This is a genomic window from Sporomusa aerivorans, from assembly GCF_041428895.1.
Taxonomy (GTDB): Bacteria; Bacillota; Negativicutes; order Sporomusales; family Sporomusaceae; genus Sporomusa; species Sporomusa aerivorans.
Genome location: NZ_CP156926.1, coordinates 2,424,337 through 2,438,085 on the forward strand (window position 1 = coordinate 2,424,337; position 13,749 = coordinate 2,438,085).

At 47.4% G+C, this 13,749-nt stretch carries 19 protein-coding genes and 1 tRNA gene; 16 read left to right on the forward strand and 4 right to left on the reverse strand.

Annotated elements, in window-relative coordinates:
• Positions 1-246 precede the first annotated feature (246 nt).
• The 7 genes from SATMO3_RS11255 to SATMO3_RS11285 all read left to right on the forward strand — a co-directional run bounded on the left by SATMO3_RS11255 (position 247) and on the right by SATMO3_RS11285 (position 3,310).
• Positions 247-759 (forward strand): hypothetical protein, encoded by a 513-nt coding sequence (locus SATMO3_RS11255; RefSeq protein ID WP_371380880.1) that lies wholly within the window; start codon positions 247-249, stop codon positions 757-759.
• Between the two features lie 28 nt (positions 760-787).
• A complete protein-coding gene (locus SATMO3_RS11260; protein ID WP_371380881.1) occupies positions 788-1,015 on the forward strand; it encodes a hypothetical protein in 228 nt (75 codons plus the stop codon).
• Positions 1,016-1,021: 6 nt separating this feature from the next.
• Positions 1,022-1,630 carry an HNH endonuclease signature motif containing protein gene (locus SATMO3_RS11265; RefSeq protein WP_371380882.1) on the forward strand — a complete coding sequence of 203 codons (609 nt, stop codon included), beginning with the start codon at positions 1,022-1,024 and terminating at the stop codon, positions 1,628-1,630.
• Positions 1,631-1,644: 14 nt separating this feature from the next.
• Positions 1,645-1,863 (forward strand): hypothetical protein, encoded by a 219-nt coding sequence (locus SATMO3_RS11270; protein ID WP_371380883.1) that lies wholly within the window; start codon positions 1,645-1,647, stop codon positions 1,861-1,863.
• Positions 1,802-2,389 carry a hypothetical protein gene (locus SATMO3_RS11275; protein ID WP_371380884.1) on the forward strand — a complete coding sequence of 196 codons (588 nt, stop codon included), beginning with the start codon at positions 1,802-1,804 and terminating at the stop codon, positions 2,387-2,389. The genes SATMO3_RS11270 and SATMO3_RS11275 overlap by 62 nt, the downstream gene beginning before the upstream one ends.
• Before the next feature lie 362 nt (positions 2,390-2,751).
• Positions 2,752-3,015 carry a hypothetical protein gene (locus tag SATMO3_RS11280; protein ID WP_371380885.1) on the forward strand — a complete coding sequence of 88 codons (264 nt, stop codon included), beginning with the start codon at positions 2,752-2,754 and terminating at the stop codon, positions 3,013-3,015.
• A 13-nt stretch (positions 3,016-3,028) separates the two neighbouring features.
• Entirely contained in the window at positions 3,029-3,310 is a 282-nt protein-coding gene (locus tag SATMO3_RS11285; protein ID WP_371380886.1) for a hypothetical protein, read from the forward strand.
• A gap of 49 nt (positions 3,311-3,359) precedes the next feature.
• On the opposite strand, the gene SATMO3_RS11290 is transcribed toward SATMO3_RS11285, so the two are convergent.
• Positions 3,360-3,515: a DUF1540 domain-containing protein gene (locus SATMO3_RS11290; protein WP_371380887.1), complete on the reverse strand. Its 156-nt coding sequence runs from the start codon at positions 3,513-3,515 to the stop codon at positions 3,360-3,362.
• Between the two features lie 453 nt (positions 3,516-3,968).
• Between SATMO3_RS11290 and SATMO3_RS11295 the strand changes: the two genes are divergently transcribed.
• Together SATMO3_RS11295 and SATMO3_RS11300 are read left to right on the forward strand one after the other, a co-directional pair.
• Complete coding sequence (locus SATMO3_RS11295; RefSeq protein ID WP_371380888.1) at positions 3,969-4,508, forward strand: hypothetical protein; 540 nt, start codon at positions 3,969-3,971, stop codon at positions 4,506-4,508.
• A gap of 110 nt (positions 4,509-4,618) precedes the next feature.
• Positions 4,619-4,710: transfer RNA gene (locus tag SATMO3_RS11300), tRNA-Tyr, on the forward strand.
• 89 nt (positions 4,711-4,799) lie between these two features.
• Here the strand turns inward: SATMO3_RS11300 and SATMO3_RS11305 are convergent.
• Together SATMO3_RS11305 and SATMO3_RS11310 are read right to left on the reverse strand one after the other, a co-directional pair.
• On the reverse strand, positions 4,800-5,042 hold the full coding sequence (locus SATMO3_RS11305) for a hypothetical protein (protein WP_371380889.1): 243 nt from the start codon (positions 5,040-5,042) through the stop codon (positions 4,800-4,802).
• 54 nt (positions 5,043-5,096) lie between these two features.
• Positions 5,097-5,411 carry a hypothetical protein gene (locus tag SATMO3_RS11310; RefSeq protein ID WP_371380890.1) on the reverse strand — a complete coding sequence of 105 codons (315 nt, stop codon included), beginning with the start codon at positions 5,409-5,411 and terminating at the stop codon, positions 5,097-5,099.
• Here SATMO3_RS11310 and SATMO3_RS11315 point away from each other — a divergent pair.
• Positions 5,382-6,755, forward strand: a complete 1,374-nt coding sequence (locus SATMO3_RS11315; protein ID WP_371380891.1) for a site-specific DNA-methyltransferase — start codon at positions 5,382-5,384, stop codon at positions 6,753-6,755. The genes SATMO3_RS11310 and SATMO3_RS11315 overlap by 30 nt on opposite strands.
• A gap of 7 nt (positions 6,756-6,762) precedes the next feature.
• Here SATMO3_RS11315 and SATMO3_RS11320 read toward each other — a convergent pair whose 3' ends face one another.
• Positions 6,763-7,293, reverse strand: a complete 531-nt coding sequence (locus tag SATMO3_RS11320) for a hypothetical protein (protein ID WP_371380892.1) — start codon at positions 7,291-7,293, stop codon at positions 6,763-6,765.
• Between the two features lie 487 nt (positions 7,294-7,780).
• Here SATMO3_RS11320 and terS point away from each other — a divergent pair, with 487 nt between their 5' ends.
• From terS to SATMO3_RS11350, 6 genes are read left to right on the forward strand one after another with little or no spacing between them, the layout of a single operon-like run.
• Positions 7,781-8,578, forward strand: a complete 798-nt coding sequence (terS, locus tag SATMO3_RS11325) for a phage terminase small subunit (protein ID WP_371380893.1) — start codon at positions 7,781-7,783, stop codon at positions 8,576-8,578.
• Positions 8,560-9,975 (forward strand): terminase, encoded by a 1,416-nt coding sequence (locus tag SATMO3_RS11330; RefSeq protein ID WP_371380894.1) that lies wholly within the window; start codon positions 8,560-8,562, stop codon positions 9,973-9,975. The genes terS and SATMO3_RS11330 overlap by 19 nt, the downstream gene beginning before the upstream one ends.
• 15 nt (positions 9,976-9,990) lie before the next feature.
• Positions 9,991-11,388, forward strand: a complete 1,398-nt coding sequence (locus SATMO3_RS11335) for a hypothetical protein (RefSeq protein ID WP_371380895.1) — start codon at positions 9,991-9,993, stop codon at positions 11,386-11,388.
• On the forward strand, positions 11,385-12,863 hold the full coding sequence (locus SATMO3_RS11340; protein WP_371380896.1) for a hypothetical protein: 1,479 nt from the start codon (positions 11,385-11,387) through the stop codon (positions 12,861-12,863). Before SATMO3_RS11335 ends, SATMO3_RS11340 begins: the two co-directional genes overlap by 4 nt.
• Complete coding sequence (locus SATMO3_RS11345) at positions 12,860-13,159, forward strand: hypothetical protein (RefSeq protein ID WP_371374403.1); 300 nt, start codon at positions 12,860-12,862, stop codon at positions 13,157-13,159. The genes SATMO3_RS11340 and SATMO3_RS11345 overlap by 4 nt, the downstream gene beginning before the upstream one ends.
• Before the next feature lie 60 nt (positions 13,160-13,219).
• The gene (locus tag SATMO3_RS11350; RefSeq protein ID WP_371381704.1) at positions 13,220-13,657 is read left to right on the forward strand and encodes an HD domain-containing protein; all 438 of its coding nucleotides are present in this window, start codon (positions 13,220-13,222) and stop codon (positions 13,655-13,657) included.
• The last annotated feature ends 92 nt before the right edge of the window (positions 13,658-13,749 follow it).

Consider the following 13,749-nt stretch of genomic DNA (forward strand, 5'->3'; position numbering starts at 1 on the left):
GGCAAGGTGGGCACTGCGTGGGCAGAAGGTGGGCAGGCTCAAAGCCTTATAAATCCTGGATTCTTAATAAGAAAATATAGTGATGCCCACCTGCCCACCTCGATTTTACCCCCTATACGCGCGTGCGCGCACGTGTGTGCGCACGCGCATGTGTAGAAAAAAGAGGTGGGCAGGGTGGGCAGGTGGGCATAATGCCTGCGAAGCCCTATGAAACCTGGATTGTTGCCTTGAAAGAGTGCCCACCGTGTGCCCACGATGCCCACCTGTGAATTTTTGGAGGTGTTTTCTTTGGGATTGGCGATTCAAAATAACCTCTTTGGGAACGTGCCGGCAAAGCCGATAGAAAAAACCGAGCCGGCCGAAGCATCCGTGAAATATGCAGTTTTTAGGGAACTTGGCAAGCCGGTGTACCGCAATGGATTCGGCAAGATGTACCTGGATCCGCGTCCTGACATCGATGACGATAGCGAGCTCTGGGTTACGCTTTTGGTCCTGGCCGACAAAATTGAGCCCAAGCTCTGGGAGGCGCTTCTCGGATTCCGCTGTGTTGGCGCCAGGCTGCTGCCGGTGGAAGGCACGGAAGCGCATGCGCTACGTCCCCACATTGATCCTTCTGGGGATTGCGGGTTTCGCACTCCCCAGGAATACCGGGATGAGGCGGAGCGCTGGCTCAGGCCGCATGAGGCGCAGCTCAAGCTCCTGTTGGCAAATTTAAAAAAAGTGAGAAACGAGATGTGGCCCACTAATTTGGGGAATTAACACAAATAATGGGAGGGGATATACGATTATGCAAAATAGGCTTTCCGATTTGAACAATCACCTGTTTATGCAGCTTGAAAGGCTCGGTGATGAGGAACTGTCCGGCGAAAAGCTTGCCGAAGAGATTAACCGGGCGAGAGCCGTGACGGACGTCGCTCAGCAGATTATAGCGAACGGTACCTTGGTCCTAAAAGCAAAGGTTGCGACTGAAACAGTTGCCAGAGGAACAACGATACCGCCGATGTTGCTGGAGTAAAGCGCTATGAACGAAAAATACTCGGCGGAGCACATTGCGTATATCGCGGCCAACATAAAGGGGCGGAGTTATCCGGAATTGACTGATATGTTTAATCAGCAGTTTGGTCTGGGAATAAAGGCCAAAGCAATGATTTCTTTGGCCTTCCGCCACGGTTTGCGTAATGAGCGGGATTGTCGGTTCAATACTGGCTATGAGCCCACGCAATTCAAGAAAGGGCACGTCCCTCATAATAAAGGTAAAAAGGGAACTGGCGGCTGGGAGCCTACGCAGTTCGCTAAGGGACATAAACCTTGGAATTACAGGCCCGTGGGGAGCGAGCGAACCAATGCTGATGGGTATGTGGAAATCAAAATCGCCGATCCTCGCACATGGAAAGGTAAGCACATCCTGCTTTGGGAAGCAGCTCATGGACCGGTACCTAAGGGGCATGTAGTGATTTTCGCGGATGGGAACCATCAGAACATTACGCTTGAAAATTTATTGCTCATTTCCCGGCGCGAGCTGGCCGTCATGAATAAGCGGGGACTTATAGCAAATGACGTTGAGCTGACCAAAGCGGGTGTTGTTATTGCTGATATTTACCTAAAAATAGGGGAACGGAAAAGAAAATAACGGGAGGGAGAGCAATGGCTAAACTAGACAAGCTCCAAATATGGGTAAGTCCGCTAACAAATACGATATATGCAGGATACGCTAGAGAGGGCGTCGCTACGGAAAAAGTAGCGATAACTCAACAAGCGATTGATGCGGTTGGAGCGCACCTGATGAAAACAGGAGATAAATATGAATCAGATTACGGTCAGCTTATTTTTGTTTCAAAAGGAGAAGGAAATGAAAAATCTTGAGCAACTGCTTGAAAACTGGAATCAAGGCATGCAAAGAGAGTTCAACACGGATCCGAAAACACTGATCGATCTGGGGAATCAGATTCTCCTGGGCAGCCAGATCATATCAGCGCTTCAAGCCGAGAATACGAACCTGAAAAACATGATGGAGCTTGTCCGAAAAGAACGTTTAGAGACCATGGAACCCTGGCTCGCCCAGTACGGCATTCCGTACGATTGCGGATGGCGAGACTCGATCGACGAATTGATCCAGGGCGTTGCCAAAGAAGATGACCTTGCTATCCAGTTTTTTAACGCATTGAATGATGCAGGTATTAAATATAGGCTTAGTCCGGATGGCTCCATTGATTACCTGAATGAGACTGAAAAGGCCTTAGGGGACGCGATCGCCGCCCGTATTGAGGCGGAAGCAAATCAAGGTATACAGCGCTGCCGGGTCTGCGGCTGCACCGATAACCACGCGTGCCCGGGCGGCTGCTATTGGGTGGAAGAGGGTCTGTGTAGCGCGTGTGCGGGGATGGATTAGGAGGGTAATATTGATGAGTTGGCAATGGAAAAGGCGCTGTAAAACACAAAAGATACTTAATTGGGCAATATTCTGCATAATCAAAGCACTTGCATTGTTCGTTCTCTGGTGCGGAAACCGTAAAGTCAGAATCGAGCATGGGGCGTATGACCTATATCCTTCTTGCAACAATTGGCAAAAGACCTATTGTCCAGCTAAATCTCGTAAATACTTGGGATATATGACCGAGGGGTTAGTGGTATTTGGTGATTCCTTGGGCGAGATATATGCGAAGATTATTACTCTCTATGTATTTCGCGGTATTTATTTCCCATGGGTTAAATAGGGGCCATGATGGACTTATACAAAGCAGGAGGGATAAAATGCAAAATACCGTTATAGTCAATAGCTTCTTATTCGTCAATTTTGCCGATGAGGCACCAAAATGCCCGATGATTGTTGTATACCATAACCCTAAAGACTTCCCAGGGAAGTACGTAGCGAGGCTTTGGGAGCTTGATAAGCCGACTGATTTCGTGATGATTGCCGATACTCTTTCTGAAATTCGGGAAGAGATTCCAGAGTGCTTCGTGCGAATTGACCGAAGTCCGGAAGACGATCCGGTGATTGTGGAGACTTGGGTATAAGGGGAGCCGATTTATGGACATAAAAGAAAAATCGTTTCTTGAACGGTCATATAACATAACAGCCAACAGCACAACAGGAATGGCAAGAATCAAATTTTTAAACAAGAAAGGCACATTTCGAAAAACACCTCAGTGCGAAGCGTGTAGTTTCAAAGGTGAGGCTGTGGTTGCCTTCGGCGGGTACAGGGAAATGACATGCGATCGGGATTTAACTACTTGGCGCAGGCTGAGCGGTAATACGGACAAGCATTGCAAGTTTTTTCAGGGCCAGAGGAAGGTAACGCTGAACGATTAAAAAAATGAATGAAAGGACGGTCCTTAACCGTCCTTCAAATGAGAAGAGATTATCTTTGCTGTGTTTTAAACGTATTACAAGCTGTACCATCAGCGGTTTGTACTCGAACGTCACCACTTGATCTAACCTCAATGCCATCTGCGGTACATTTGAAGTTATTATTGTGGTGGCATTCTTCGCACATACATTTAGTTACCTTCGACATAAATAATCACCTCCGTGCTTAGTATGTCTAAGTGTGCATGGTTTATATTTTGGTAAATTACGTAGAAATCTTACAGGACTTAACATTGATTAAATGACGGGGAGGAGCATGAGCCATGGAATCACCTGAAACAGCGAACAAGGGATGCGCCCTTAAATGCCAACTATGCGAGGAGCATCCGGCAACGGCCACTATCAAGAATAAGTTTAATGGCAGAGTCTTACGGGTTTGCAAAAATTGTTTGGAGTATTTGAAACTGGAGGGAAATAGATGATGCTTGAGATACTTCAATTTATTTTTCAGGACTTTTGGCACTGGTTAGGCAGTATGCTACTCGTTGGTGCTGTGAGTGGCGGTATTTGTCGGATATTTATAGGGATTTTTAGTAAGTAGCAGGCTTAACGGGGCGGTTCGCGCCGCCCCTAACCACAAAATAATAACGAGGTGAGGCTATTGACGGCAAAATCACAAAAAATGAAAAAAGAAACCGATATTGAAAAAATAGTGGAACAGGCGCTGCAGAAAGTCTTACACTTCGGAATTGAACGCGGTAAATGTGCAGCCAAGGAGGCATTTCGAAAAACGGAGAGCCGGCTTTACGCTTACCCGGTGCTTCTTGACAATATTGAGCAATATAAAAAGGACATTGAGGATTTGCTGCGTGAGAAGCCTGGTCGGTCTAAGGATTTGGTGTTTTACAGCACTTCTGGTGGTAGTCGGTTGACTGATGATGAAATCCAGGAAGGCCGAATCCTGATTGTGCGCAAAAAAATCGAGCGCGACCAGACGGAGATTGACGAAATCAATTATGCGCTGGAAGTTGTCAAAGAAGATGAGTACTATCCCCTCTTGACAAAAAAGTATTTTGAGAGCAAAAAAGACGATGAAATTGCTGAAGATTTTTCCTGTGATGCAAGAACGATTCGTAGGAATAAAAGCCGTTTAATCCGCAAAATTGCTATAAAGTTGTACGGTGCTGAGGCTGTAGGATAATGTCCATTTACGGTGTCCAAATCGTGTCCTTTTCATGTGTCCAAATAGGTGCTATAATGATTTTATAATAGAAAAATTGTAGCCGCCCGAAAATGGGCGGCTTTTGTCATGCGTCAGAGCCGAATAATGGTTAAGTCGGCGCGGTCTGTAAAACCGTAGTCTGCCAGACAGGGTGCTGGTTCGATTCCAGCCTGATGCACCAAATGAATATTATGTATGTAAAAATTACTGTAAAATATGCCAGCGTCCATCGAGGCGTTTTTCTTGTTTTGTTTTACTTCGAGAGATTTTCTATTTGTTTGGTAAAAATGTATATTTTGAGGTTAATTTATATATTATGCCAGTTGCAGAGGAAAGGGCTAACATTCTCTCAATTATTTCTGATTTTAAAACCCAGTTGCCGTGTTTATCAGGAATTAATCCTTGTCCAAGTAGAATTTCAGAGTTAGGGCCTTGGCACGGAAAGCCTAAAGAGAATTTACTACTGATTTTTCCTGCGACAATAATTTCTTTAGTTGAATTGGTTGTGGACATATTCATTGCTCCTGTTTTAAAAATTAACTTGCTGTGATTACATTAATTTCCACATTAAACAGCCGTCTCCTGCAAAGATAACGGAAAAAACAAATCGATAAAGCGAGGTGACGCCGCATGCCCCACTGCAACCAAACCAACTGCCGGTTCTGTGACGCTACTAAGCTGCTCTGCCAGACCCAGCCGTATTTGGTTGACAGGCGGTGCATCACCTTCAAACGGCGACCGCGAGAACCAGATTACCGGGACCTGATGCGAGTGGATCGGCCGAACTGCCACAAAGATGGTGGCGGCAAGTATAAATCCAGCCGGGTTAACCTGGTGAAATGAGGTGAGAGCTTGAATACAGCTGATAACATTACAGTTCATTGTGCTTATGATGAGCTGGCCGACATTACAACGCTGGTGCCCAATCCGCGAAACCCTAACCAGCACCCGCAAAAACAAATCGAATTACTGGCCAAAATCATCCAAAACCAGGGCTGGCGTGCTCCGATCACCGTGAGCAACCGCTCTGGTTTTATTGTACGCGGCCATGGCAGGCTGCTGGCGGCGCAACTGCTTGGCGTTAACCAAGTACCTGTGGACCGCCAAGACTATACCACTGAGGCCGAAGAATGGGCCGACCTGATTGCGGATAATAGAATTTCTGAGCTATCTCAGATTGACGATTCATTGCTGGCCAGCTTATTATCTGAGATCGGTTCGACTGACTTCGATACCAACCTTACCGGTTACTCGGACAAACAGATTGACAACCTGCTCGCTGATTTCCGCACCATGGAGATCCGTGAAGACAATTTTGATCCGGCTGCAGCTGCTGCGGAGATTAACGAGCCGGTTACAAAGCCCGGGGATATCTGGCAGCTTGGCCGGCACCGCCTGATGTGTGGGGATGCTACCAAAATAGCGGATGTAGAAAAGCTGATGAATGGCAACCTGGCGGCCATGGTGTTCACGGATCCGCCGTATAATGTGGCCTACGAAGGCGCCACGGCCAATAAATTGACTATCCAAAACGACGATATGCCGGCGGAGCAATTTAATCAGTTTCTCAAAGATGCTTTTACCGCAATGTTTGTGGCAATTGAGCCTGGAGGCGCCATTTATGTTTGCCACGCCGATTCTAAAGCCAGTAACTTCCGTGGCGCTCTCCATGATGCTGGCTGGCTACTCAAGCAGTGCCTGGTGTGGGCCAAGAATCAATTCGTTCTCGGCCGGCAAGATTATCAGTGGCAGCATGAACCTATTTTATACGGGTGGAAGCCAGGCGCTCCACATCGTTTCTTTGGTGGTCGGAAACAAGGTACTGTAATTGAAGAAGCAGCACCGATCAGCGTCAGAGAGGACGATGAAGGGGTGCTGCTTACTTTTATGGCTGGTATTCAGACTGTAACAATCCGGGTACCGTCGTATGAAGTGTTACAGGCTGGCGATGATGGTCTATCTACCGTCTGGCGATTTGAGAAGCCGCTACGAAACGGTGAGCATCCGACCATGAAGCCGATTGGTCTTTGCGCCCGGGCTATACAGAATAGTAGTCGGCCTGGAGAGGTTGTGGCCGATTTTTTTGGCGGATCCGGCAGTACTCTGATGGCAACGGAGCAGACCGAGCGTATATGCTATATGATGGAGTTGGATCCGGTGTATTGTGATGTGATTGTCCAGCGGTGGGAAGAGCTTTCAAAGCAAATGAGCACAAAGTTGAAATAAGTCCCCGTTATTCATTGGGATTATCCTCATGGAGTGGTTTTGCAGCTGCTGGTTGTAAGTTTGCTCTATAGCTGTTTTTTTCAGATCTAACAAATATTCCTTCTTGCCACATTTGATAACCGTATACTAATACACCATCAAGAGTAGTAATTGACGCGTTTAAAAAAGGAGAAATGCCTACTTCTTGAAACAGTCCTCTATTACCAAGAAAATAAACATGGACTAAATAGATAAATGCAAAATTTAGCACTATATCTATTGCTAGGTATATCCAAAATTTTCCGTAAGTAAAGTGTAATAGCCATATTGTAGTGATAATATTTAATCCAAAAATAATATAAGAATGCGTTCTTAGTAGAAAAATTTCCTCTCCGTAAGTAAACCAACCTAAACTTTCTCCTGCCTCTACAACCAATATGCTGGTAAGTGCAGAAAATATCGCGACAGGCATAAAATATTTGATATTTTCTTTAGGCATAAAAAATAGTGTTAACCAAGGGACGATTAACATCGACCATAATATAACTTGATTACTCATAAGTATACCTCCTTATTTCGTATACTATAAGTATCTGTGTTTTGCATATCTTTAATACTCGATAGAGATTACATTAAAACAAAAAGGCCGGATGCTATCAACATCCGGCCTGTTCCGGGCACTCCCGGCAGGAGATAGTAGGCTGCACTGTGGCCACAGATTCCCGCTGGCTACTATCTCACAATCCATTGTAAAACATGGATGGGGGTGTCGGCAATATCAAATACAAACAAATGTTCGAAGAATGATAAAGAAAGCTTACTCTTACAACACCAGGCTGCAATTATCGAAGGAATATCAGAATCTAAGGTTAAGTACCGTAAGATTGTACAGGCTGGTATTGCCAAGTGGGTCAGTGATTTTCAAAAGGGCAATATACAAGTGAATAGTGTAGACGACCTGAAGAAGCTCATCGAACTGGACATAGAACTCCAGCGCGATGAGCTTTAAGTTTTTTATTATCGCGTGGGGGTGGTGACAGGTGTAAATGGCGGAAAAGAATGAACTAGCCAAGCAGGACTATCTTGCCGGCATGAAGTACCAGGAAATTGCAGATAAGTATGGCGTGTCGCTGAACACTGTGAAATCATGGCAAAAGCGTCATGGGTGGAGCCGAAAAGAAAAGGGTGCACCCGAAACAGAAAAAGGGTTCACCCAAAATGAAAAAAGTGTGCACCCGAAAAAGGGTGGCGCACCCTTCGGCAATAAAAACGCCAAAGGTCACGGCGCGCCCAAGGGTAACAAAAACGCGGTCGGTAACAAGGGAGGCCCTCCGCTCGGCAGCAAGAACGCTCTTAAGACTGGCGAGTTTGAGACGATATGGTTTGACACCCTGACGGAAGAGGAACAGGCTCTTTTCGGCAAGATTAATACGGATCCATTAGTGCAGGCCGAACAGGAGATAATTTTCTTCACTTTCCGCGAGCGCCGCATGATGGAGCGTATCAAGCGGCTGATGGATGGCCTGACGGAAAAAGAAAAAAGAATCGTTTCCGAACTCAGGGAAGAAAAACAGGCCGTGGAAATGTATGACGAAAAAACCGCCCAAACCAAAACTGTCATGGTACCGGTGCCTAAGATGGTGATCACCAGCATTACGGAGACGCACTCCAAGGCCATTGACGAAATTTTACGCATTGAGGATGGCCTAACGCGGGTTCAGCAGCAAAAGGCCAGATGGGTTGCCTTGAAGCAGAGCATTGAAAGCGAGGCTAAAGGCGAAGGCGGCGATATTGCCAAGAAGCACGCGCAGCGTTTGCAGGAAGTGTGGGCGAATCGATGCTGAGCGCGGAAGAGTTGCTGCTTGAGCCGCATGTCATGAGTTACTACGCCGATAACCCTGTCGATTATGTCAAAGAGGTTATCGGCGCAACGCCGGATGATATTCAAGCAGAGATTCTGAACAGCTGTGCCAGAGAGCAACTTACATCCGTCCGGTCCGGGCACGGTGTGGGCAAGTCAACAGTGGAAGCCTGGATCATTAAATGGTTTATGTATTCTCGGCCGTTTCCGAAGGTTCCCTGCACTGCGCCAACTCAGCATCAGCTCCATGATATTCTTTGGGCAGAACTCAATAAATGGAACCGCCAGGCGGCCGACTCGTTTTTGTTTGAGTGGACCGATAAGCGATTCTATCATAAAGCCCAGCGCGAGGAATGGTTCGCGGTACCGCGGACAGCCACCAAGCCAGACGCCCTGCAAGGCTTCCACGCCGATCATGTTCTCTATGTCATCGATGAGGCCTCAGGGGTGACAGATAAAATTTTTGAACCGGTACTGGGAGCTCTCTCCACCGAAGGTGCCAGGCTACTAGCTTGCGGCAACCCGACGCAGCTCGCTGGATGGTTTTATGACAGCCACAATGACAAGCGGGAAATGTACAGCACCTTTCACATCGATGGTCGTAACTCGCCCAGGGTAACACAGAAATATATCAAGATGATTATTGACATGTTCGGTGAGGACAGCGATGTGTTCCGGGTGCGGGTAGCCGGTCAATTCCCGAAAGCCATGCCGGACAGCTTCATCCCGCTTGATTGGGTGGAGCGTAATAGTGTTAAGGTGCCACTTATCATTGTGCCGCGGCGAATTGACATCGGCGTCGATGTCGCCCGGTTTGGCGACGATCAGTCGGTGCTATGCCCCGTATTTGATCGAAAGGTTCAGCAGCAACCGGAAATATACAATCACAATGACACCATGGAATTGGCTGGACGAACTATTCAAATGCTGGACCGGTATACCGGTAAATATGGTCATATTCCCATGTCAGTGCGGATCGACTGCGACGGCCTGGGCGTCGGTACATATGACCGCGTGTCGGAAGTAGTGAAGCAGAAAAGAATGACCCATGTCAAGGTATATGAGGGGCATTTTGGCGGCGCCGGCGGCAAGCTCTCTAAGGAGGATCCCGTTCGGTACGCCAACAGCACCGGCCTTATGTGGGGTACAATCCGGGAAATGCTGCGTCAGAATCAATTGACTCTTTGGTACAACAACGCACAAATCAGCCAATTGACCAACCGGAAGTATCGGGTAAACTCCGACGGTGAAATTGAACTGGAAAGAAAAGAAGATATGAAAAAGCGTGGACTGAAATCGCCAGATATTGGCGATGGTCTGGCTTTGGCTCTGTGGGAACCGAAGGCCAAAATGGTTGCCGGTCGCCTTGATATTTACTAAGCGGGAGGTGAGATTTTGGGAGAGAAAGAAAGAGTAGAAATAAAAAGTGTTCCCTTTCTTCCAGTTAATTGCAATTATACCTTATTGGATGACGCCTATACCGGCGGCGGCGGTTTCTTGAACGGCGACTACTTAATCCCGCACGTTCGGGAGACTCCGGACAAGTACGGTCGACGCAAGGCACTATCGTATTACGCCAACTATGTTAAAGCTGTCATCAATGCCCTGGTCGATCCGGTATTCCGGAAAGTGGCGGCCCGAAACTGGGAAGGGCAGGGAACCGACAGCGCCATGTTTTCGAAGTTCCAAAACGATGTTGACGGCAAAGGCACCAAAATTCAGCGCTTCATGAAACGGGCACTTAAAAAAGCTAAATTGCACGGCGTATGCTTCATTGTCGTGGATAATGTCCCAGAGCAGCCGTTGAACAAAGGTGAAGCCATAGAAAAAAGAGCGTTTCCTTATGCCTATCTGGTGTTTCCCAAACAGGTCAAAGCCTATGAGTGTGACAAGGCCGGCGTACTAACTTCCATCACCTATGAGATTTATGCGCGCCGGGCGAGCGGCGCGGCCGTCTCCTATACCACGGAGCGTTGGACCTGGACGACAACATCTTGGAAGCGGGAAGCGGAAGGGGAACCGGTAGAAACGGAGCACAAGCTGGGAGTGGTGCCGGTCATTCCCCTGTTTGGAACCGATGCGGATGAAGGCGATATGCAGCCAATCGGCGATATGTTATCGATTGCGAGGATCAACCTCGCAATTTTTAATTTATGCAGCGAACTGCGGGAATTACTACGCAACCAGGCCTTTGCGACGCTCTGTTATCCCGTTACCGACAATGCCGGATTTGATGAGTTGAATAAAATCGTCACTGGTACCGAAAATGCGTTAGGGTATGACGGCCTGGCGAGAACCTCGCCTTCCTATATCGCCCCGCCGGCGGAGCAGGCCATTTTGCTTCAGGATGAAATTAAGCGACTGGTGGAAGAAATCTACCGTATTGCCAGCCTTACCAGCGTTGTCGGCGTCCAGCAGAAAAATTCCGGCGTGGCCAAGGAATGGGATTTTGAAAATACCAACCAGGCGCTGGCCGATTTAGCCGAAAACTGTCAGGATGCCGAAATGAAGATGGCTTTTCTGTTTGAGAAATGGACTAACTCCACGATCAGCTACTCCTGTGTATATCCGGATGACTTCGGCATCGTGGATGTGACCGAGGCACTTGACGATGTGACGAAAGCATTGGATCTTCAGATTGGCGGCTTATTTCAGAAAGAGGTCAAGAAAAAAGCTGTGGAAGTCTATTTGGCCGATCTGCCGGAAGAACGGTTTGATGCCGTTATGGAAGATATTGACCAGCAGATCGAAGAAGTACAGCAGGCCGTCGGCTTCGAAGGTGCCCCTGAATGAACCGCGAGGAACTGCTCTCTTTGCTAAGACAACACATGGGCAAAGGCAGCGAATTGGGTGACAAGCTGGTTGAGGAAATTATACGTCAGGTTAATGCTGGCTTGCCATTAGCAAAAGCGATTGACACAGCCCTTGCCAATGCCGAATTCACCGGCCAATACTTTAATCAGCTCATTGATACCATCTGTAAGGCGGCTTTACTGGGCTATGGCATAAAAATCCCATCCATGGAAATGAAAACTGCTATGCGGGAACATCTGCTCAGCGATTACTGGGCGCCGGATAAAATGAAACTTTCCAAGCGGCTGCACGGTACGTCCAAAGAAATGCGCCAGGCGATCATCGATACGGTTGCGGTGGCTATGCGCAAATGTAAAACCGTCCGGCAAATGGCCATGGATCTCTATGACGGCTACAACAGCGGCAAGAAGGTTATAAATGGCGCTGAGCTGCCGCAATATCTGAAACGGTTGGTCGCGGCGGCGCGGTCGGCGGTCGGTGGCGATCCGCGCATCACCCGCGAGTTCAACCTGGTCGTACGCAAGGCAGAGCAACAACTAAAGAAGATGGAGCAGCCGGATAAGCCGCTAAAAGTGGCTTATCAGCAGTTAGTGGACGCAGCGCAAAAACTGAGCGAAAAGGCTATGGAGAAGGCAGCCTGGGTAGCAGTACAGGAAAAGGCACGGTATTACGCGGACCGCATCGCGATCACGGAATCGGCCCGGGCTTGGTCGGATATGTTTTACGCCAGGCACTATGATGATTCTCTTGTGATCGGGTTTGGCTGGCGGCTGTCTACTCGTCATCCCCGGGTAGATATCTGTGATTTTCACGCCAAGGTGGATCATTACGGTATGGGCGCGGGGAACTATCCCAAAGGCAAGATGCCACCGCACCCGGCGCATCCGTTTTGCACCTGCAATTTGGTAGTAATTTATAAGGGTGAGGCGGAACCAGGTAAGTTTAATCCGGATGCAGGCGCTGCTTGGCTTAAGGCTCAGGATGCTAAAGCCCTCAGAGAAATGCTTGGGATTGATAATGCAAAGGCTTTTGCACTGGATGGTAAGTGGCAGAAGCGACTGCGGCATTGGCATGGACATAAAGATCCGAAGCCCATGAAGAAACTGAAAGAGTTGTTAAGTAATAATGGAAATGTTATACTTATAATAAATGAACGACAAATTGGCAAAAAGATCGGCAAACATGCCGAGGATTATGGGTTAGATGCAGGTAATCCAAATGACCGTGCCTGGTTGACAGCGTATATTAACGCTATTTTTACGGATTATCAAGAAAAACGTGTTGGAACATTTCGCGGACAAGGACCTGGTGGTGCACGAGGAGAGGTTCTCTTTTACCGAAAAGATAACGACATTGTAGTTACCTCTCCCGACAATCAGTTTGTTACGATTTTGAAAGATGGGATTTATAATCAATCGTATCTCAACGCCAGTAAAAAAGAAGGTGAAAAATGATGACAGTGAGCGAATTGCAAAAGGGATCTGATAAGTTTATAGAATTTGTTCAACAAAAGGCAAAGGAGCGCGGTCAATCCTTTTTCATTGATAGTGGCGAAGGTCGTGACAAGGTTGTTAATGATATGTATGTGGAGGATCTCAGCGGTTGGTTAATCAATCCCGATGAGGAAGCCGTTTTTGTGCCCCAATGGGAACGCAAAAATGTAGATGAGAAGTTTGATCATCAATATGTTTTTGCCATTTGGCAAGAGGACTCCGGCAAATTAAACATAGAGTTTAGGCGCTTTCATTAGCTACCCAATAAATATAAACTGGGTGGCGTTTGCCTTAATTGGAGGCGATAGGCATTGAGTGTGGAAAAAGATTCCATAGTACAAGTGGCATTAAAGTTGGCGACAATAGCTCACTCTGGGCAGATAGATAAAGGCGGTAAGCCTTACATTCTGCATCCTATCTCTGTAGCTAAAATAGTTGAAACGGAAGAAGAAAAAACAGTAGCGTTGCTGCATGATGTGATTGAGGATACGCCGGTTACTCTAGAGGAATTGAGGGAAAATGGTTTGCCTGAGTCGGTTGTGGTTGCGGTCGACGTACTGACCAAACGCCCGGGTGTTGAGTATGGGGATTATATTCAGCGGGTAAAGCAAAATCCGATTGCTTTGACCGTCAAAATTGCGGACATGATACATAACATGGATCTGTCACGTATTCAGAGCCCTTCGGCTAAGGATTATGCCAGAATTGAAAAATATGAAAGGATTCTGGCCGAATTAAAAACTGCAAAAGGTTAATTTTAGCACTCTTGAATAGGCAAGGGTGCTTTTTTGATGCCGTTAAGGAGGTGGTCCGGATGCGCAAGTATCCACAATAGCCGCTAGCGCCG